This window comes from Simiduia litorea (assembly GCF_042853465.1).
In the GTDB taxonomy this organism is placed as follows: Bacteria; Pseudomonadota; Gammaproteobacteria; order Pseudomonadales; family Cellvibrionaceae; genus Simiduia; species Simiduia litorea.
In genome coordinates this window covers 4,002,598-4,022,720 of the sequence record NZ_AP031497.1, presented here as the reverse complement: position 1 = coordinate 4,022,720, position 20,123 = coordinate 4,002,598, and the positions used below count along the sequence as shown (strand labels likewise).

Annotated in this window: 14 protein-coding genes; 10 read left to right on the top strand and 4 right to left on the bottom strand. The window is 50.6% G+C overall.

Annotated features, from left to right (window positions below; genetic code table 11):
• Positions 1-21 precede the first annotated feature (21 nt).
• Positions 22-1,509, bottom strand: coding sequence for a conjugal transfer protein TraF (gene traF, locus ACGHTT_RS17790; protein WP_390592333.1), 1,488 nt, complete (start codon positions 1,507-1,509; stop codon positions 22-24).
• 105 nt (positions 1,510-1,614) lie between these two features.
• Between traF and ACGHTT_RS17785 the strand changes: the two genes are divergently transcribed.
• The 7 genes from ACGHTT_RS17785 (at position 1,615) to ACGHTT_RS17755 (ending at position 13,241) form a co-directional block, all read left to right on the top strand.
• Positions 1,615-3,015: an HDOD domain-containing protein gene (locus tag ACGHTT_RS17785; protein WP_390592332.1), complete on the top strand. Its 1,401-nt coding sequence runs from the start codon at positions 1,615-1,617 to the stop codon at positions 3,013-3,015.
• Between the two features lie 246 nt (positions 3,016-3,261).
• A complete protein-coding gene (locus ACGHTT_RS17780) occupies positions 3,262-3,876 on the top strand; it encodes a YjfI family protein (RefSeq protein WP_390592331.1) in 615 nt (204 codons plus the stop codon).
• Between the two features lie 24 nt (positions 3,877-3,900).
• Entirely contained in the window at positions 3,901-4,590 is a 690-nt protein-coding gene (locus tag ACGHTT_RS17775) for a PspA/IM30 family protein (protein WP_390592330.1), read from the top strand.
• A gap of 73 nt (positions 4,591-4,663) precedes the next feature.
• Positions 4,664-5,356 (top strand): DUF1449 domain-containing protein, encoded by a 693-nt coding sequence (locus ACGHTT_RS17770; protein WP_390592329.1) that lies wholly within the window; start codon positions 4,664-4,666, stop codon positions 5,354-5,356.
• A gap of 41 nt (positions 5,357-5,397) precedes the next feature.
• Positions 5,398-7,293: a hypothetical protein gene (locus ACGHTT_RS17765; protein WP_390592328.1), complete on the top strand. Its 1,896-nt coding sequence runs from the start codon at positions 5,398-5,400 to the stop codon at positions 7,291-7,293.
• Between the two features lie 57 nt (positions 7,294-7,350).
• Entirely contained in the window at positions 7,351-12,639 is a 5,289-nt protein-coding gene (locus ACGHTT_RS17760; protein WP_390592327.1) for a DNA repair ATPase, read from the top strand.
• A 53-nt stretch (positions 12,640-12,692) separates the two neighbouring features.
• Positions 12,693-13,241 (top strand): zf-TFIIB domain-containing protein, encoded by a 549-nt coding sequence (locus ACGHTT_RS17755; RefSeq protein WP_390592326.1) that lies wholly within the window; start codon positions 12,693-12,695, stop codon positions 13,239-13,241.
• Positions 13,242-13,323: 82 nt separating this feature from the next.
• Here the strand turns inward: ACGHTT_RS17755 and ACGHTT_RS17750 are convergent, their stop codons facing one another.
• The 3 genes from ACGHTT_RS17750 to ACGHTT_RS17740 are packed head-to-tail and all read right to left on the bottom strand — an operon-like array spanning position 13,324 to position 16,162.
• Positions 13,324-14,691, bottom strand: a complete 1,368-nt coding sequence (locus tag ACGHTT_RS17750) for an NAD(P)(+) transhydrogenase (Re/Si-specific) subunit beta (RefSeq protein WP_390592325.1) — start codon at positions 14,689-14,691, stop codon at positions 13,324-13,326.
• The gene (locus tag ACGHTT_RS17745) at positions 14,688-14,990 is read right to left on the bottom strand and encodes an NAD(P) transhydrogenase subunit alpha (RefSeq protein WP_390592324.1); all 303 of its coding nucleotides are present in this window, start codon (positions 14,988-14,990) and stop codon (positions 14,688-14,690) included. The genes ACGHTT_RS17750 and ACGHTT_RS17745 overlap by 4 nt, the downstream gene beginning before the upstream one ends.
• A 26-nt stretch (positions 14,991-15,016) precedes the next feature.
• Entirely contained in the window at positions 15,017-16,162 is a 1,146-nt protein-coding gene (locus ACGHTT_RS17740; RefSeq protein ID WP_390592323.1) for a Re/Si-specific NAD(P)(+) transhydrogenase subunit alpha, read from the bottom strand.
• Positions 16,163-16,660: 498 nt separating this feature from the next.
• Here ACGHTT_RS17740 and ACGHTT_RS17735 point away from each other — a divergent pair, with 498 nt between their 5' ends.
• The 3 genes from ACGHTT_RS17735 (at position 16,661) to ACGHTT_RS17725 (ending at position 19,835) form a co-directional block, all read left to right on the top strand.
• Positions 16,661-18,154 carry an aldehyde dehydrogenase gene (locus ACGHTT_RS17735; RefSeq protein ID WP_390592322.1) on the top strand — a complete coding sequence of 498 codons (1,494 nt, stop codon included), beginning with the start codon at positions 16,661-16,663 and terminating at the stop codon, positions 18,152-18,154.
• A 131-nt stretch (positions 18,155-18,285) separates the two neighbouring features.
• Positions 18,286-18,597: a DUF4156 domain-containing protein gene (locus ACGHTT_RS17730; protein WP_390592321.1), complete on the top strand. Its 312-nt coding sequence runs from the start codon at positions 18,286-18,288 to the stop codon at positions 18,595-18,597.
• A gap of 164 nt (positions 18,598-18,761) precedes the next feature.
• Complete coding sequence (locus tag ACGHTT_RS17725; protein WP_390592320.1) at positions 18,762-19,835, top strand: calcium/sodium antiporter; 1,074 nt, start codon at positions 18,762-18,764, stop codon at positions 19,833-19,835.
• Positions 19,836-20,123: the final 288 nt, after the last annotated feature.

The window sequence follows — 20,123 nt, the reverse complement described above, 5'->3', positions numbered from 1 at the left end:
GCCTTTTTTATTCATAAATATTTAGAAAGCGTAGTGAAATCCAAGGTTCGCACTGGCGCCTTGCGGCAACGATGTTCCGTCTATCTCAACTTTCTCAGACGACATGCCGAGATCTAAATCCACATAATGAAAGAGTGTAAAACCTAATTTATACATGTTGATCTCGCTACCGACTTGGTTTACATGGTAACCAACGCGCACCGATGGAATCCAAAAACTGTTCGAACTCCAGCCACCACTGACACTAAACCATTGGTGTTCTGCACCGAGTGGATCTTTTATGGCGGTGGTCTCGTAACTTGTACTTAGCGCCCAGGTGCGGTCTTCTGTATAAAGACTACCTTCAACGGTAACTTGTCGCTCTTGTTGATAGGTTTGTAAGTCGTCTATGAGTGCGCGAAGATTCTGGTTGCTGTAATTGCTGGTGTCGATAGCATTGAACTCGTAGCTGGGTTCGAAGGCATCGGTAATGCTGGTGCCTAAGGAAATATTTTTAGCCACCCAGAGCGCGCCAAAGTCCAAACCAAACCGGCTTGTATTGACGAATTTGGCATCGCGAATATCATTAAATAAATCTTCCGAATTTGTGATGTCGCCAATGCGGGTTGCAACTCGCGCTAGCCCCATGCGCACAACTTTTGCAGTGGCGCCTAAATATAATGTGCTGCTGTCATCGAACACCAAAGGGTAGCTGTAGCTAACGCCAAGCTGGGTTGCTTGTGCCGCTCGTGTGGCAAGTAAACTATCGTTATCGAAGGTGCCGCTAACGCGGTTGGTGTTTGGGTCGATGGTTAAGGAGATGCCACCACTCAGATCGTAGGTGGTAATCGGATCGCCGGGCTGTAAGTTAAAGGCAGCCTCTAACTCTGTTCGTGCTGTGTCGGCCTCGAAGTCGATATCCTCCATGAAGCCGACAGCGGAGGCGGAGCCACTGTAGCTAAAGTTGAAGCCCAGCGTGCCGCCAAAAATGTCCGCGTTAACTATTAACGGTAAATCGACCGCGGCGTTGGCATTGGCATAACCTTCGGTTGCTACGAGTGCAAGCAGCGCACCGATGTGAGTGGCTTGGTTGTTAACCCTTTCGATAATGGCCGCGATATCGGGGTCATTGATGTCTATATCGCCGAAATCCAACCCGCCGCCGCTGGTGTTGCCACCGCCGCTACCACCACTACCGCCACTGCTACCATCGTCTCCAAAGGCGTTTGCCAGTTCGTCGTAAACGTCGAATAGCTCTTGAATATTGCCGTACTCCAGTTCACCGCCCAGATAAAGGCCGCCGAGCACGGCGTCATCTTGGTTCATACGCTGACGGTCAAAGCCAATGGCTGCGGGATTGCCGCTGTTTGATAGAGCGGTTTGGCCGCTGCTGACGTTACCGATGGTGCTTGTTGGGCCCGATTGCATGAAACCGTTGGCGGCAAAGCTTGAGGGCGCGCACAGCGAACTCAGGGTGAATGCCACTGCCGCCGCGAGTCGCGTGCGACCTATCTGGATATGTCCAGTCATAAGGGGCTATCTCTGTATTAGATTGATTTTGAATTATAGCGGCAAACCTAGCGCTTGCACTGCTAGGCTTAAGATCATTAAGGCGACAATGTTAAGGATTTGGCGATGGCCGTTATCGGTTTGCAAGCTTGGGTGCAGAAATTAAATGCGGCCGAACTACCGGTGCTTGGGCGTGTTATTGAGCAATTAAATGAGCTCACGACAAACGCCGATACTCGCGTCAATGATATGTCTGATGCAGTGTTAAAAGATTCGAATCTTACCTCTCAGCTCCTAAGGGTGGCGAACAGTATTCATTACAACCCCGGGGGCGGTGCAATTAACACCGTGACGCGCGCCATTATTCAAGTGGGTTTTGAGGGCGTTAAGGGCATTTGTATCTCGCTCTTGCTGGTGGATCAGTTGCTCGGTGCACAACCGCGCGAGCGTTTACTGCAGTCCATGGCGCGCGCGTTTCATGCGGCGCTGCAAGCGAAGTTTCTGGCGCCAACGACAGATCAAGATGCGGCCGAACAAGTGTTTGTGGCAGCGTTGCTGTTTCATGTGGGTGAACTGGCGGTTTGGTCTAAGGGGGAAGCGCAAGCGGATGAGCTAGATGAACTGTTGACCGGGGGGGTGAGCGAGCACGATGCCTGTGAAACAGTGCTGGGTTTGCAGTTTCGGTCCTTGACGCGGGAGCTGGTGCATCGCTGGCATTTGAGTAGTTTACTGGAACAGGCATTGAATCCGAGCAGCTCGCCTTCGCCATCTATTAATGCGATTCGCATGGGTGAGGCGATCAGTCAGGTCAGTCGCTTCGGTTGGCACAGTAAAGAAGCGCAGCAAGTACTCAAGCAGGTGGCGAGTGTTAGAAAGGTGAGTATCGTACAGGCCACTGCTGATGCAATTCGCATCGCAGATTCGGCGGGCGAATTGGCGTCGATCTTTGGCGCCGCAGGATTGGTTGATTTTATTCCTGGCTCACAGGTTCAAGCGCTCGCTCGACTGCCATTAAAGGCCGATGAAAAAATTCAACTTTCGGTTTTGCGCGAACTGTCGTCGGCGGCGCAGCTGGGTTCGGATACGGATCACGTTTACCAACTGATTGTGCGTGGTCTGCACCATGGTGCCGGTCTGGCGCGGGTGGCGCTGGTGTTGGTGATGAAAAATACCTTGGTGGCCAGATACACGGCCGGCCCCGACGCGGTAGTTTGGCGCGAACGCCTGCATTTTAGTGACGCCACCGTGCAGCTATTTTCAGAGGCGCTTTTGTTCAAAGCGCCGCAATGGTTTTCACTGGAAAGGGTAAATAAAAGTCAGCACTTGTTCCCCGAGCCGCTTAAGGCGCTGATTGGTATGCAGCCGTGTTTTATTTCACCGCTCGAGGTCAATGGCCGCGTGGTTGCCTTGCTCTATGTCGACGCCAATGGCGAGGCGTTAAATGAAGAGCAGTACGCCTCTTATTGCCATTTCCTGCAGCAAGGGAAATATTGCTTAACGGCGCAGGCCATGCGGGTCAAGTTCTAGTTAGGTAAAGCCCGTCTCTAAATCATCCTGATGGAATACCAGCGCGTTATTCTGTCATGGCACCTATTTCTGGGTTCTTATGAGTCAGTCCTATAATTCTTCATTTTAAAATTTTACATGTTTTCAATGACTTACGCGTATATCGCTGTGTATATCACGGTTCTGCATGCTCTTACATGTAATTATTTCAATCTATTACATGTAATTTTCTTGCGCTCTTACATGTAATTTATTACTGTAGCGTTTATGAAGCCTAAATCATCTGCACATTATCAACGAGAGTATCGCCAGCGGCTGCGCGAGCAGGGGCTGGTTAAAAAGGAAGTTTGGATTCTCCCAGTGCACAGCAAGCTGTTATTGCGTTACGAAAAGTTGCTGCGCGAACCGGGCGAAATAGGAAGTGAAAAAGGAGCAATACTTATGCAGGAATTACAAGCTTGGACGACCGCTACCCTATATGCGGCACTGCAAGAGAGTGATTTGTTTGCCGGTCAACGCCGGGCCAGTGTCGAATTAATTGATGGCGTGGAGCCGGCGTTGCACATCGTTATGAAAGAATATGGCGACCTCCCAGTGTTCCTAACCGTCGTGGGTGAACAAATCATTGTTGAGTCGCTATTGTGGTCGATGTCCGAGGTTAAAGATGTTGCGGCCTTTAACGAGATGGTTTTACGTACGCACAAGTACTTTCCGTTATCGACCATCAGTTTAGATAATTTGGGTGCAGACGGCGACTACTACCACATGTTTGGCGCGTTAAGTTCGGCGTCGGCATTGCAGAATATCGTGTTCGAAATCGAGGTTCTGGCAAGTAACGTTATTCAGGCAACAGAGGCCTACGGTGAGCATTTGCTCGGCTAGTTTTGGTAACTTGGAGAAAGCATTATGAACATTTGGGCAAAAATGATGACGGCCTTGCGTGGCGGCGTAAATGAGGCTGGCGAGGCGATTGTCGATAGTCAAGCATTGCGAATTCTCGACCAAGAGGTGCGCGACGCCTCTGAGGGCTTAAAGCTGTCAAAAGATAGTTTGGCAGAGATTATTGCGCGGCAAAAGCTAGCCGAGCAAAAAGTTGCCGGTCTGCAGAAAAAGGTTGAAGAGCACGAAGGTTATGCGGTTAGAGCGCTCGAGAAATCTGATGAGGCGTTGGCGCTGGAAGTTGCTGGTAAAATCGCTGATTTCGAAAATCAGTTAACGCAAGAGCAGGAATCGGTGCAGGCTTACGCTGCCAATGCCGACAAGCTACGCGCCGCTATCAAGCAGACCGAGCAAAATTTGAAGCGATTAAAGCAACAGGTGGATACGGTCAAGGCCACGGATAATGTGCAGCGCGCGCAGGCGGCAGTCGCCGAGCGGCACAGCGGTTCACACTCAAAAATGCGTACAGCAATGGATTCGCTCGAGCGAATCAAAGAGCGCCAAGAGCTGAAATCTGCGCAGATGGCAGCTGCTTCGGAGTTGGCACAGGAAGATTCTGATGTATCATTGCAGGCCAAGCTGGAGGCCGCCGGCATTGCCTCCAGTGGAGCGAGTGCCGCCGATGTGCTCGAGCGACTAAAAAATAAGAAGCCGTAGGCTAGGGCGCCCCGTGCAGGGGCGCATTTCGGGCAGCGCTACGGCGTGCAAAAATTGACCAGGGAGTTGGGGCATGTTCGCAATACTACTATCCGATAAAATGGACCCCTTTTACCAAAATTTAACGTCATTTCCGACCGCTATTTTTAGCTTCCTCCTAATTTTGTGCCTGTTGTATTGGCTAGTTGCGGTTCTGGGTTTCGTCGATATTGATATGCTCGATTTCGATGTGCCGGATATGGACGGCGACCTAGATATCAATGCCGATAGCGGCCACTCAACGCCCGATGTATTGGCGGCCTTGATGCTGAAGTTTGGTCTCCAAGGCGTGCCCGTCACCATTATCGTGTCGCTTATTGCACTATTCGGCTGGCTGATTTGTTACTACCTTGTGCATTTTCTGTTTGGTTGGGTGCCGGATGGCATAATGCGCTATTTGCTTGGTTTGCCGGTGCTCTTCGCATCTCTGTATGTGGCGGTGATAATTACTGGTCAGTTAATTAAACCAATGCGACCGTTTTTTCAAAATGCGCGCCAGCAATCAGTAAAGTTTATCATCGGTCAAACAGCGATCGTTCGCAGTTCCGTAGTTAATTCGAATTTTGGTGAGGCTGTGTTATCTGATGGCGGTGCTGGGTTGCTGCTCAAAGTGCGCTGCGAGCCCGGTATTGAATTTGTTAAAGGTGATCGGGTGGTTCTGTTAGAGCACGAGGTCGCATCAAATACCTACAAAGTTATATCGGAAGCAGAATTTTCCGGTCAATGACTTAAATAAAACCTTAGTTTTTTGGAAATGGAGTAACCACTATGGCTGATCTTACTGGATTTATGCCAATTCTAATGAGTGTCGGATTCGTATTAGTATTGTTTTTGGGCTTCGCGGCGCTGGTTAAGGCCTTTTATTTTAAAGTAGAGCAAGGCGTAGCGCTGATCGTAAATGATACATCTAGGCAGCCCAAAGTATATTTTACCGGTGCATTGGTTTATCCGGTAATCCACAAAAAAGAATTAATGAAGATTTCATTGATTACCTTGGAAGTGGATAGGCGCGGCAAAGATGGTCTTATCTGTGCGGACAATATGCGTGCCGATATTACTGTTGCTTTCTATCTGCGGGTGAATGAAACCGCCGAAGATGTTTTGAAAGTGGCTAAGTCTATTGGCGCCAGTCGCGCCTCGGATCGCGAAGCGGTTAACTTGCTGTTTAATGCGAAATTTTCTGAAGCGCTGAAAACGGTTGGCAAACAAATTGAATTCGTCAATTTGTTTGAAAATAGAATGCAATTTCGGGAAAAAATTGTCGCGGTCATTGGCGAAGATCTAAATGGCTATGTGCTCGAAGATGTGGCCATTGACTACTTGGAGCAAACGCCGAAATCGTCGCTCGACCCCAGTAATATCATGGATGCCGAGGGCATCAAGAAAATTACCGAGTTGACCGCGGTGCAAAATGTGCGCACCAATGTGTTAGAGCGCGATGAAGAGCTGGCGATCAAAAAGAAAAATGTTGAAACCGTTGAGGCCATGCTTGCCCTAGAGCGCCAGCAATCAGATGCCGAGGCCAAGCAAGAGCGCGAAATCGCCACTATTCGTGCCCGAGAAGAAGCGGAGACCAAAAAGGTTCAGGAAGAGGAGCGCTTGAGGGCTGAATCTACCACCATCCAAGTTAATCAAGATTTGGCAGTTAAAACTGAAAACCAGCAGCGTGAAATCGAAGTGGCCGGTCAGAACCGTTTGCGTGCGGTCGCTATCGAAGAAGAAAAAGTCACACGAGCGCGGGATCTGGAAATCGTTGCGCGCGAGCGAGAAGTTGAAATTCAACGTATTGAAGCTGAAAAAGCCGTAGAAGTTGAGAAGAAAGAAATCGCTAATGTGATACGCGAGCGCGTCGCTGTCGATAAGACGGTGGCCATCGAAGAAGAGCGCATTAAAGAAGTGCGCGAAGTGTCAGAGGCTGATCGCGCTAAGCAAACCAAAGTGTTGGCAGCAGAGGCGCTGGCCGAAGAAGATAAAGTTAAGCAAGTGAAAGCCGCTGAAGCTGAAGAGCAGGCCGCTAAGCATAAGTCAGTGGAAATCACGCTGTTGGCTCAAGCCCAATTAGAGGCGACCACTAAAGAAGCTGAAGCGAAGAAGAAAATGGCGGAAGGTGTGCAAGCCGAGCGCGCGGCCCCAGGCCTAGCCGAAGCCAACGTTATTCGCGCTAAAGGCGACGCAGAGGCTGATGCACTGTTGGGTACCGGTAAAGCGCAAGCCGAAGTTATCGGCGCTAAAGGCGATTCAGAGGCGCGTGCTGCTCGTCAGATCGGTATGGCCAATGCGGAAGTAACGCGCGAGCAATTTAAGGCTGAAGCCGATGGATTGGTTGAGAAGTTCGGTGCAATGAACAGCATGAGCGCCCAGGCGCGTGCGCACGAAGAGTTCCGTATGGGGCTAGAAACAGCATTGAAAGAGGCGTTAGCGTCTATTGATGCCGGTAAGGAAATCGCCAAGGAAAATGCCGAAGTGTTGGCCACTGCACTGCAGAAAGCCAAGATTGATATTGTGGGTGGTGAAGATCACTTCTTCAATAACTTCGCCAAGTCTTTGTCTATTGGTAAAGCTATCGACGGGCTTGCTGAAAAGAGCGGAACGCTGCAGGCAATCTTACATCGCCTCGTCGATACGCCTGTTGCAGACGTCAACAAAGATACGCCTAGCGCGTAATGATTGGGGAGCGCGGCTCCCCTCGTTTGCCTCTCTTTAGTGGATAAGGAATACACCATGAGCGAAGCTGCGAAGCCAGCCCAAGACGGCGTCGTTGACGATGCGGTTGCACAAGGCGGTGCTTACGAGATTATTCGCAAGCGTTTGGTCGCACAAGGGCAATCGCTGAAGCAGATTGCAGGCTCCGTTAACCAGCGCCGCTTGCAGGAGTTCGGTAGCTCAGATATGGCCGTTAGTGCGCGCACTCGCATTCGAACGGTCAATAACTGTGTGCCAAGAGACATTGTTCAAGTTGGTGAATATCTCTTATTCGGTTACAACGTCTTTATTGGGTTAAAGAAAGAAACCGCGGTAGAGGATGTTTTCTCGCTGTTCAAGCTTGGTTCCAATGATTCGGATACCGATCTAGAGCAGGTGGCAGCTGAAGGTACTTTTTTAGCTGATAGAGGTTTCGTTAACGACTTTAGCGAGCTCTATCGCTACTACAAGCACACCAAGCTGATCGAGTTAAGCGTCAAGGACGGCAAGCTACTCGCGGGCTTCCAGATTGGCGAGCGCTTAGATGATTTGCGGGTATTTCGCTGGTCAATTTCGGCTGACGGGAAAACCGTAAAATATATCGATAATCGCGGTGAGCGCGATATCTCCCTGCCGCCTGCCTTTGATTTTACCTGGATAGAGACGACGCGCGAGCACAGCGTGCACGGCAAGCACCCGCATGTAAATATTGAAGACACTGTATTTGTGGAAACCGTGGGCGGCGATTTAACTATTAAGGTGGAAAACAACACGGAAGACGGCTTAGGTATCTTTCGCGAACCAGTCGACGACAAAACCCAATCCTTAGATGATGCTGATATTGCTTACGCACGTGTAGGCGCCTTGATCTTACTTAAGGTAAAACCCTATCGGGAAGAGTTGTGGCGCTACTTTGTATTTAATACGTTAACCCAGAAAGTACTGCGTATTGACGCCATCGGTATGTCTTGCGTGCAGTTGCCGGAAGATCACGGCATTATTTTCCCCGGTGGCTACTACTTGCAAACCGGCGAGCACAAAACCTTTGAAGAACGCACCAATGGCCTAAAAATCAAGCGTGTAGTGCGCTCGCCCAATGGCGAAGATGTGCTTTATGTATTCTATGAGCCGGTTGATGGTGTTCTGGTTTTACTCTCTTATAACATGATTGAGAAAAGCCTTAAAAACCCGATTACCTGCCACGGTTACGCCTTGGCTGACGATGGCACCTTGGTGATTTTTAGCGCCGGCGATGAACCAACGCGCGTGCACCCCATGCAAATTTGGACTACGCCCTTCTTTAGCGCTGAATTCGCCAGTAAATTGCCACCCAGCAAGACGGCATTCGGAAAAATTGGCAATTCTGAACTGGTGCGTGGCGTTTCAAATTTATTAAGTCTTACTCGTTTGATCGAAAATCCCGAGGTATCCGCTAAAATTTATGAAGAGCTAAACCTAGCGGCGAAAAAAATATTCGACGAACACTATTGGGTCGCGGATGAAGCGATGGGCGAGCTGGCCCAAGTCTTGAAAGATGTTTCCGCTACTGCTGAACTGGTTATTGACGAATTTGAAAAGGTTCAGTCCATTCAGCTGCAGTCGAGTAAAGCACTGGCAGACGCGAAGAAAATCCAGGTGGAGATATTGCGCGCGGTGCGGCCCGATGAATGGCAGAGCGCCGATCAATTTGTTTCTATGCTGACTAAGTTGCGCCGGCAGCGAGGCCATTTAGTCAGTATCTCTGGCTACCGCTATATCGATCTCAAAGTTATCGAAGCGCTAACTCAGGAGCTTGAAGCGGCTGAGGCTAATTTAAGTGAGCGCACATTAGGTTTTCTCGCCGACGAAAAAGCGCTCTCGCCTTATCACGAAAAAATTGAGCAGATTCAAGCATCGGTGCAGAAGGCAGAGGTTAGGGCGGAGCTCACACCATGCATCGAACATATTGATCAAGCAGCGGCCGAGCTCGATTTGCTCACCGAGCTGATGAGCACCTTGCAGGGCGACGACGCCACTGTCACGACGCGCATCGTCGATGCAATTTCTGAAGTGTACGGCTTGCTCAACCAGAGCCGGGCCATCGCGCGCAATAAATACAAAAGCTTAGGTTCGACCGAGGCGACGGCGCAGTTTGGCGCTCAGTTCAAATTATTTAGTCAGAGTATCAATAACGCCTTGAGTTTGGCTGACACGCCAGAAAAGTGCGATGAGCAGTTATCGCGCTTGCTGGTGCAGCTAGAAGAGTTTGAAAGCCAGTTTAGTGAATATGATCAGTTTCTGTCGGAGATTATCGGCAAGCGCGAAGAAGTTTATGAGGCCTTTGAGGGTCATAAGCAAAAGTTACTCGATGAGCAGCAGCAGAAGGCCCAGTCGGTTGTGGATGCGGCTAGCCGTGTGCTATCGAGTATCGAAAAGCGCACGCTCAAGTTCACCGATAAAGACGAGTTGAACACTTACTTTGCCTCCGATGCGTTGGTGCTAAAAGTCCGGGAATTTTCTGAGCGCTTACGTGGCCTCAACAGTGCTGTTAAAGCCGACGATGTGGACGCCCGCTTTAAAGCGGTAAAAGAGCAAGCGCTGCGCTCTTTGCGCGACAAAAGTGATATTTTTGAAGCTGGTGGTAGCGTGATCAAATTGGGCCCTCGGCACCGATTTTCGGTCAATACCCAAGAGTTGGATCTGACCATTATCCCGAGGAATAATAAGCTCAATATCCACCTTTTAGGCACTGATTACTACGAGCCGATTGACGACGCCGAGTTAAATGCACTGAGTGATTATTGGCAGCTCAATTTGGAGTCTGAAACGGAGCGGGTCTACCGAGGTGAATATCTCGCTTATAGTTTACTCGAGGCTGCACAAGCGGGTGAAGATGGCCTTAGCCAAAGCTTGCTGCAGGAAGCTTTGTTAGATGAAACAAAGCTGGCGAATATGGTAAAAACCTTTGCCGCGCCACGCTATAAAGAGGGCTATGAAAAAGGCATACACGACAGCGATGCAACCAAGATATTGCAGGCTCTGTTACCCGCATTGGACGCCGCAGACCTATTGCGTTTTGACCCTCAATGCCGTGCACTCGCGCAAGTATTCTGGGCAAGTTTTGTCGATGTCTCAGACAATGCCAGCCTAAGCGAATCAAAGGTAAAGCAGTGGCAACAGCGCGCGCAGTCAGCGGCGTTATTGAATACCCTGTTTGCCAGCGGTAAAGCGATAGCGTTGTTAGAGCAGGAGGTTCACGCCGCCATGTCGCACTGGGCTGAAGCACAATGTGTTGATACCAGTGCCCACAATACCGAGCGTGCGGCCAAATATCTTGTGGCCGAGTTGGCGCGAGATCAGTTTGCCTTTATTACCAGCAAATATGCCCGCGCATTACAGGTCAGCTTGCAGAGCGCAATGGATGATGTGGTTTGGGCTCGGTTTCAGTCGGTGTTGGAAAATTTAGATCAACGGCCGGGTGAGAAGCTCCGTGTTATCAGTGTCTGGTTGGATGCGCTGACTGAGCATCAAAAGAGTGAACAAGCACGCCACTTTATTCCAGAAGCTGCCGCATTGTTGGCGGCAAAAAACCTGCGCAGGCGCGATACCGAGGCCGACTTACAGCTGTCCGTTGAGGGCATGTTAGGCGATCACCCGCTACTTCATCAGGGTCGATTGAGCTTAGAGGTGGACAGCTTTTTGCTGCGTATGGCGCACCACAGGCGCGTGGTGGTGGCGGGTTATCATCAATACCATAAGGTCCGGCAGTCTATCGTGGAGCGCGAGCGCAAGGGCTTAAAGCTGAATGAGTTTAAAGCCCGGCCGTTGAGTTCCTTTGTTCGAAACAGGCTGATTAATGAATCCTATTTACCCTTAATTGGCGACAATCTCGCTAAGCAGATGGGTACCGTTGGGGAAAATAAGCGAACCGATTTAATGGGTTTGCTGATGATGATTTCGCCACCCGGCTACGGTAAAACCACCTTGATGGAGTATGTGGCGAACCGACTGGGTTTGATTTTTATGAAAATCAATTGCCCGTCGCTTGGTCATAATGTGCTGTCGCTCGACCCCGAGCAAGCGCCCAATGCTACGGCGCGGCAAGAGTTGGTCAAGCTAAACTTGGGTTTAGAGATGGGCAATAACGTGATGTTGTATCTCGATGATATTCAGCACACAGACCCTGAATTTTTACAGAAATTTATTTCCCTTTGCGACGGCACGCGGCGCATTGAGGGTGTATGGCGCAAACAGACCAAAACCTACGATATGCGCGGCAAAAAGTTTTGTGTGGTGATGGCCGGCAACCCCTACACCGAGTCCGGCGAGGCATTTAAGATTCCCGATATGTTGGCAAACCGAGCCGATATTTATAATTTGGGTGATATTCTCGGCGGTATGGACGAACAGTTTGCGCTGAGTTACATCGAAAACTCACTCACCTCCAACCCTATTTTAGCGCCATTGGCGACCCGAGATATGGCGGATGTTTATAAGCTGGTAAAAATGGCGCAAGGCGAGAGTATCGCCACAACAGACTTAAGTCACGCCTATAGCAGCTCTGAAATTGGTGAGATCACCGGCGTTTTGAAAAAAATGATGGTGGTACGCGATGTGGTACTAAAAATTAACCAGCAATACATTATTTCTGCTGCACAAGATGATAAATACCGCACCGAGCCGGCGTTTAAACTGCAGGGCAGTTACCGCAATATGAACAAAATGACGGAGAAAATCTCTGCCGTTATGAACGATGCCGAACTGATGCAGATGATTGCGGATCACTACCTAGGTGAAGCGCAGCTGCTCACCACCGGCGCTGAGGCCAACTTGCTAAAATTGGCCGAGTTGCGTGGCAACATGACCGAGCAACAAGCGGAGCGCTGGCAAGCGATCAAGAAAGATTTCATGCGTAATAAAGCCATGGGTGGTGACGACGCCGATGCCGGCGGCAAAATTGTAGCGCAGTTGGTCGATATGGTGGCCAGCGTTCAGTCCTTGCGCGAAGCCGTGCTAACGGCGCAAGCCAAGCCGCAGAGCGAAACGTCGGCACGCGAACCCTTGGTGCTGGCAATTTTAGGTATTGCAAAATCGTTGGAGAAGTTGGCGCCAAAAGTGGAGGTGATTAATCAGCCGGTTCCGGGCATTGATCGAATGTTAACGGCCCTGGCCGATACCATTGAAAATAGTATTTTCCCCTTGGTGCGTAGCATGGATAAAAAGCTAGAAATTGATTTGAAAACCCACGACAAGATGCAGGATGTGTCTCAGCAGCTGAGAGTACTGGCTGCGGGGAATAAGCGTTCTGTGAAAAATAAAGATCCGGATAAATCGGCGGATAAAGATTGATAAGTGGATTAGAAGAAAGATAAACAATAAATCAGATTGAAGGCAAGCATATTATGAAGTGTACAAGTTGCAAGCAAGGCGAGTTAAAACCAAGCTTTATCGATGGCCTTTTTCGCGCTCACACCTGCGACACGTGCCAAGGCAATTGGGTGTTCGTGGAAGATTATGTGGCTTGGCTGGCGAATAATCGGGATCATGACTTTGGCGAAAATCAGCCGGTTGAGTTATCGGAAACTACCTCTGCGATGATATGCCCTGTGTCTGGCGCTATTATGCAAAAAATTAAATTAGCGGCGGATATTCAACACAAGCTAGATTATAGCCCGGCGGTGGCTGGCATCTGGTTGGATAAAGGCGAGTGGGAGCTGCTGAAGGAACACAAGCTTGCCGGCTCGCTTAACAAAGTGCTGACCCGTCAGTGGCAGAAGCAAATTCGTGCCGATCATGCCAAGCAAACCTTTAACGATTTATATGAAAAGAAATTTGGTGCCGAGCGCTACCAGAAACTGAAGGAGTTTCGCGAGTGGCTGGTGCAGCAGGAGGATAAGTCAGTGCTGCGCGCCTATCTCTTCGCCGACGATCCGTACGCGGCCGATAAATAGTTAAGCGAACATAAAAAAGGGTGGCCCTAGCCACCCTTTTTTATTATTTCAAACATTGTAGCGTCAATAGGCGTATCAATGCTTAGGCTGAAAACTCACCCGCAATGGTTTGCAGAGAGGCTTTGGCATCGCCAAATAGCATGCGCACATTGTCTTTATAGAAGAGAGGGTTTTCCACGCCCGAGTAACCGGCATTCATGCTGCGCTTGAGTACGAAAACCGTGCGCGCATCGGCCACTTTGATTACCGGCATGCCGTAAATTGGGCTGCCTTCATCTTCGGTGGCGGCGGGGTTAACGGTGTCGTTGGCACCGATAACAATGGCCACATCCACACTGCTCATCTGCGGGTTGATCGCATCCATTTCAAACAGTTGGTCATAGGGTACGCTGGCCTCGGCAAGCAGCACGTTCATATGGCCTGGCATACGGCCCGCAACTGGGTGAATGGCGTAACGCACTTGGCAGCCATTGTTTTCCAAGTGGTCGGCAAGTTCACGCACGACATGCTGAGCTTGGGAAACTGCCATACCGTAACCGGGAACAAATACTACATTCGCGGCGGCTTCGAGAATCAAGTAAGCGTCATCGCAATTGATCGGCTTAATTTCGCCCTCCACCACCGTGGTCGATTTTTTAACGGCTTTAAAGCCGCTGAATAACACGTTAGCGAGCGAGCGATTCATCGCGCGACACATGATGTTGGTCAAGATGATACCGCTAGCGCCTACTAGCGCGCCGGACACAATCAGCAGGTTGTTATTCAAGACGAAACCTGCGGCACAGGCGGCTAGGCCCGAGTAGGAATTCAGTAATGAAATAACCACAGGCATGTCGGCGCCGCCAATGGGGATGACCAACATGATGCCGAATACTAACGCGATGGCGATAACCGCATAAAGGTGGATCGATTCCGCCTCGGGCACCTGAACAAACCAAACGGCGTTGAGCACTAAAGTTATAACAATCAAACCGTTAACAACGGCTTGGCCGGTGAAGGTAATGGCGCGGCCGGGCATTTTTTCTGACAGCTTTGCCCAGGCGATCATAGAGCCAGACAGTGTTACCCCGCCAATTAAAATAGACAACACAATGGTGCTGGCGATAAAGGGCGTTGTCACGCCGTCATACAGCGCGGCCCAACCCACGAGCAAGCTAGCCGCACCACCAAAGCCGTTAAATAAGGCCACCATTTCTGGCATGGAGGTCATGGCGACTAAGCGCGCGGCGAGCACACCGATCACCGTGCCGAGCAGCATGCTGCCGACGATCCACTCAAAGCTGATAATTTGCTTATCGAATAACGTTACTGCAATGGCCAACAGCATAGCCACGGCAGAAATTAAATTACCCTTGCGCGCCGAAGCTGGCGAGCCCAGCATTTTTAAACCGATAATAAAGGCCAGCGCCGAAATTATGTAGGCAAAGTTGATGACGATGGCAGCGTTCATGCTTTACCTCCAGTGGCTTTCTTCTTAAACATGGCGAGCATGCGATCGGTGACTAAGTAACCGCCCACCACGTTGATGGTGGCCAGCGTTACGGCGGCAGCGCCTAACCAAGTGGCCATGGCGGAGTGCTCGGCACCGGCGCTAACTAATGCGCCCACCAGGGTAATACCGGAGATAGCGTTGGAGCCGCTCATCAAAGGCGTGTGTAAGGTTGCCGGTACTTTGGCAATGAGTTCGAAACCTAAAAAGATGGCCAACATTAATATGAAGGTCAGGTAAACAATTTGTTCGGGTGACATGATGTCTTCCTCAAAATATTTCGGTGTTAAGCGGCCGCAGGTTTGCGGGCGTTTTTAATCACGTTATTCACTAGCTCACCGCCATGGGTAATGACGCAGCCTTTCTGAATTTCTTCGTCGAGGTTTAGCGCAAAAACGCCGGTGTCTTTTTGCCAGTAATCGAACACCAAATTAATTAAGTTGTTGGAATACATCTGGCTGGCGTTTTGCGCTACGCGACCGGGCAGGTTGCGGTAGCCGATAATCGTCACGCCGTTGATGTTCACTTCTTTATCCGGTTCGGAGCCTTCTACGTTGCCGCCGCTGTCGACCGCCATATCCACCACAATGGAACCGGGCTTCATCGCCGCTAACATGTCTTTTGTGATAATGCGCGGTGCCTTGCGGCCGAATACTTGTGCGGTAGTAATGACGATGTCGCTGTTGGCCATGACATCGGTTTGACCTTGGCGCTGCTTTTCAATTTGCGCTTCGGTTAATTGGTTGGCATAACCGCCGGCGGTTTGGCCGGTTTCACCGAGGTCGATTTCTAAGAATTTCGCGCCCAGCGATTCAACTTGTTCTTTCACCACGGGGCGGGTGTCGAAGGCATCTACTCGGGCGCCTAACCGCTTGGCCGTGGCAATCGCCTGCAGGCCCGCGACACCGGCGCCAATGACAAACACGCGACCGGGCGTGATGGTGCCGGCTGGAGTCATCATCATCGGCAGAATGCGATCTAAGCGCTCAGCGGCGAGCAACACCATGGCGTAGCCGGCCAGATTGGCCTGCGATGACAGAGCGTCCATCTTTTGGCTGCGGGTGATGCGCGGAATCATTTCCATACTGATGGCCGTTACGCCGTGCGCGGCGAAGGCGTCTACCAAGGCATGTTCGTTAAAGGGGTCCAAAAACGAAATGTGAATACAGCCTTGTTTTAACTGTGCCACTTCTTCAATCGCCGGTTTACGCAAGCGCAAAATCACATCGGCCTGACCGAGCAGTGCCGTGCGGCTCTCGGCAACGGTAGCGCCGACATCGGTATAGGCGCTGTCTGGAATCTGCAGCGAATCACCTAAGCCCGTTTCAATCGTCACTGTAGCGTTTTGTGCCACCAGCTTCTTAACGCCGTCTGGTAACACGGGGACACGGGTTTCACCCGCCTCTATTTCTTTGGGTATGCCGATTAGCATGTTGTTATCCTCTATGAGCACCCGCCCTTTTTTTGTCAGATTGACTCCAGCTGTATATTCAGCCTTTGGATACGGCTGATTGTTCAGCCGTGGAAATAGCGGAGCGCTATCATAGTCGTGAGTGTTGTCTCGGTTCTAGCTATAGATGTGATAAATAAAGGTAATAATCTTGTAATTCTGCTACAAAATTTTACAAAAGCTTCATTTGTTGCAGGCGAATGTGGCGCCTAACTCCTCTTTTATTTTGAATTTGGAGCGTTTAATGATCAGCCAAGTTAGTTTAATTACAGTATTTGCGTGAGCAATAACAGTAATAGATAAGTTTAATGCCCTGTGGCGAATAGGCTGGGCAAATAGTTACGCGAGAAACCTCTGTTGATATTCTCAAAGTGAATTTTTAGCTTCGTTGTTATGCTTTTCGTGAATAGACCAAATTGGGTCATTTGGCTTTCCTAGGAAGGCGCTACAATAGGGCCATTCACTGTAGGAGCAAACAACATGCAAGATTTCAGCGCAAAAGATTGGGCCGACCGCGCGGCTAGTTTGACGATTGAGGGTCGCGCCTTCATTGATGGTGCTTATGTTAATGCCCTGTCGGGTAATACGCGACCTACGCTCAACCCAGCCTCTGGCGAGGTGTTGGCCGCCGTTGCAAGTTGCGGCCCGGAGGATGCAGACAAGGCAATTGCCTCGGCGAAGGCCGTTTTTGAGGCCGGTACTTGGGCTAATCAAGCCCCGTCTGAGCGCAAAAAAGTACTGGTGCGCTGGGCAGAGCTGATTGAGGCGCACGCCGAAGAGCTGGCCTTGCTCGAGTGCTTGGATGTGGGCAAACCTATTTCAGATACCCTTAATGTGGATGTGCCCGCCGCTGCCCGCACCCTGCGTTGGAGTGGTGAAGCCATCGACAAAGTTTACGATCAGGTAGCGCCCACACCGCACGACACCCTAGCGTTGGTAACGCGCCTGCCCTTGGGCGTGGTAGCGGCCATCGTGCCGTGGAACTTCCCCTTTTCGACCACGGCTTGGAAAATCGCACCCGCCATTGCCACGGGTAACTCGGTGATCTTGAAGCCGGCATCGAACACACCGCTAACCGCCATCAAGCTGGCCGGCTTGGCTAAGCAAGCGGGTTTGCCCGATGGCGTGCTGCAGGTGTTGCCAGGGCCGGGCGGTAGTCTCGGCAGTCATCTCGCCAAGCATATGGATGTTGAAGGCCTAACGTTTACCGGTTCCACCCCGGTGGGCAAAATGCTGATGGAATATTCCGGCCAATCGAATTTAAAGCGCACCTATTTAGAGTTGGGCGGCAAAAGCCCTAACATCGTGTTTGCCGATGCCAATTTAGATAAGGCTGCCGCTATGGCTGCCACGGCTGTATTTTATAACGGCGGTCAAACCTGTACAGCCGGCACGCGTTTATTAGTGCAGGCCTCAATACACGACGCCTTCGTTGCCAAGGTTATCGAGCACGCTAAATCTTGGCGGCCCGGCAACCCACTCGACCCAGCTACCAGCATGGGGCCCATGGTGGACGAGGCTCAATACAACACCGTGGCAGAGTATGTGCGCATCGGTTGCGACGAGGGCGCGCATCTAGCCTATGGTGGCAAGCGCGTGGCCGTGACCGAGGGTGGCTTCTATCACGAGCCGACCATTTTTACCGGCGCCAATAACCAAATGCGTATTGCCCAAGAAGAGATTTTTGGCCCCGTGATGACCGTGATTCCGTTCGAAACCGAAGCAGAAGCTATTGCCATTGCCAACGACTCTATCTTTGGCTTGGCCGGCGCTGTGTGGAGTAAAGATATCAATGTTGCTCATCGCGTCGCGAAAGCCGTGCGCGTGGGCACCATGGGTATTAACAACTACTTTGGTGGCGATATGACGGTGCCCTTCGGTGGCTTCAAGCAATCGGGCAATGGTCGGGATAAATCCATGCACGCCTTCGACGATTACACCGAGCTGAAAACCACTTGGATTGAATTCGACTAGGGTTGTGGTTGTCCTCGCAAAGGCCATCTTCGCGCTGGCCTTTTATGCAAAATACAAATCTTGCCCTTGCGATCGTGGCGTTTATGGGTAAAGTGGGCGCACGCAAACCACGCCCCGAATTGGAGTGAATTATGAAAATCGCGATGCTTATATTATTGTCTCTCGTTGCTGTTGCATGTACTTGGGTTGAGCCCAAGCCCGAAGCGGCAGGTATTAAGTTGGCAACCGCCTCAGACGTACAGTCTTGTGATCGCTTGGGTGCGGCCACGGCCAAGGGCGTTAGCAAGGTTGGAATCTTTGTGCGCAAAGATGAAAAAGTCATCACCGAGCTGGCAGCACTGGCAAAAGATCAGGCCTACAACATGGGTGGCGACACCTTGGTGCGCGAATCTGAATTGAGTCAAGACGGCGCAATGACCTTTGGCGTATACCGCTGCCGCTAGTTGCCAATACGGCATTAAAAGAACCGGCTTAGGCCGGTTTTTTTATGTCTGCAAGAGCCGCAATAGCCTTGCCCAGAAAGGGCTAAAAATATATTTTTATTGGCTACTGTTTTATTCTCTTTTCTAGCCTCATATTACGCCCAGTTTTCCAGAGAACTGATCCTATGATCACCTTGTTGCTGTTTGTTGTTGGTTTGCTCCTGCTGGTTTTCGGCGCCGATATACTGATAAAAGGCGCGGCTAATTTGGCGTCTCGCATCGGCGTGTCGCCGTTAGTGATCGGCTTAACGGTGGTGGCTTTTGGCACCAGTTCGCCGGAGCTGGCGGTGAGCGTCAAAGCGGCCTTGGATGGTCAAGCAGGGATCGGATTGGGCAACGTGATTGGCAGTAATATTTTTAACGTCCTATTCATTCTTGGTGTTGCGGCAATCATCCTGCCTTTAACCGTTTCTGTGCAGCTTATTCGCTTAGATGTGCCGGTAATGATTATTGCCAGTGGCGCAGTCTGGTGGATGGCGCAAGACGGGAAGTTTGTCTTTTTTGAGGGCCTAGCCTTGTTTTTAGGTTTGCTCGGTTACACGAGTTACCTGTTCATCAAAGGCAAGACAGAGCCACAACCTGAAACCTCGGTTGAGATTATTTCGCCTGCGCCTAATCGCGCCTTATGGCTCGATCTTGTCGCCATCGTTGGCGGTTTAGTCATGTTGGTATTGGGTTCCACTTGGCTGTTAGAGGGTGCAGTGACTCTGGCGCGCTGGTTAGGTTTAAGTGAAGTGATCATTGGCCTAACGATTGTTGCGGTGGGCACCTCCCTGCCCGAAGTTGTGACGTCTATTGCCGCAGCCATAAAAGGCCAGCGCGATATCGCCGTGGGCAACGTTATTGGCAGCAATATTTTTAACCTGTTGGGTGTGTTGGGCATCTCGAGCATGGTCGCCCCTGAAGGACTGCTCGCGCCAATAACACTGATGCATTTGGATTTGCCGGTGATGTGTCTCGTGGCGTTGATGTGCTTGCCCATCTTCTTCACCGACGCCGTGATCGATCGCGCCGAAGGTGTGCTCTTCCTTGCCGGTTATGTCGCTTATACCGCCTATTTAATCATGGCTGCAATCGGCCACCCATGGTTGTCGTTATTAGGCAATGCCGTGTTTGTGTTCTTGTTACCGGTGGGCTTGTTGATTGTTGCGCAAGTCATCAAACAATTGCAAAACGGTAATACGGCTGAGGTGGGTTAACAGGGGCGTAGTACGGGCATCGAATGATGCCTGTATTTTTTATGTATTATTCCGCCAACTAGAAATAGGTCAGTAGGCTAGGCAATGTGTAGATTTCTGGTAGCAGAGGCTGGGCCAAAAAATCTATTTTTTTTGTTTACGCAAGTGTTCACCTGCTTTGGCGATTGGAAAGCGGGCGATAAGCCCGCTGCGCTAGCTAGAAGTATGCACTAATACATTGTCTATCAACCGAGCCGATCACCGCTTGCTCGTCCTGATTCAAAATCTTGCCTGCACCGCTTGAAAACG

What these genes read in the sequence shown, in the direction of transcription:
- traF (WP_390592333.1), bottom strand. Translation starts at nt 1,509, where the DNA reads ATGACTGGACATATCCAGATAGGTCGCACGCGACTCGCGGCGGCAGTG.
- ACGHTT_RS17760 (WP_390592327.1), top strand. Translation starts at nt 7,351, where the DNA reads ATGAGCGAAGCTGCGAAGCCAGCCCAAGACGGCGTCGTTGACGATGCG.
- ACGHTT_RS17735 (WP_390592322.1), top strand. Translation starts at nt 16,661, where the DNA reads ATGCAAGATTTCAGCGCAAAAGATTGGGCCGACCGCGCGGCTAGTTTG.
- ACGHTT_RS17765 (WP_390592328.1), top strand. Translation starts at nt 5,398, where the DNA reads ATGGCTGATCTTACTGGATTTATGCCAATTCTAATGAGTGTCGGATTC.
- ACGHTT_RS17770 (WP_390592329.1), top strand. Translation starts at nt 4,664, where the DNA reads ATGTTCGCAATACTACTATCCGATAAAATGGACCCCTTTTACCAAAAT.
- ACGHTT_RS17775 (WP_390592330.1), top strand. Translation starts at nt 3,901, where the DNA reads ATGAACATTTGGGCAAAAATGATGACGGCCTTGCGTGGCGGCGTAAAT.
- ACGHTT_RS17755 (WP_390592326.1), top strand. Translation starts at nt 12,693, where the DNA reads ATGAAGTGTACAAGTTGCAAGCAAGGCGAGTTAAAACCAAGCTTTATC.
- ACGHTT_RS17745 (WP_390592324.1), bottom strand. Translation starts at nt 14,990, where the DNA reads ATGTCACCCGAACAAATTGTTTACCTGACCTTCATATTAATGTTGGCC.
- ACGHTT_RS17750 (WP_390592325.1), bottom strand. Translation starts at nt 14,691, where the DNA reads ATGAACGCTGCCATCGTCATCAACTTTGCCTACATAATTTCGGCGCTG.
- ACGHTT_RS17740 (WP_390592323.1), bottom strand. Translation starts at nt 16,162, where the DNA reads ATGCTAATCGGCATACCCAAAGAAATAGAGGCGGGTGAAACCCGTGTC.
- ACGHTT_RS17725 (WP_390592320.1), top strand. Translation starts at nt 18,762, where the DNA reads ATGATCACCTTGTTGCTGTTTGTTGTTGGTTTGCTCCTGCTGGTTTTC.
- ACGHTT_RS17730 (WP_390592321.1), top strand. Translation starts at nt 18,286, where the DNA reads ATGAAAATCGCGATGCTTATATTATTGTCTCTCGTTGCTGTTGCATGT.
- ACGHTT_RS17780 (WP_390592331.1), top strand. Translation starts at nt 3,262, where the DNA reads ATGAAGCCTAAATCATCTGCACATTATCAACGAGAGTATCGCCAGCGG.
- ACGHTT_RS17785 (WP_390592332.1), top strand. Translation starts at nt 1,615, where the DNA reads ATGGCCGTTATCGGTTTGCAAGCTTGGGTGCAGAAATTAAATGCGGCC.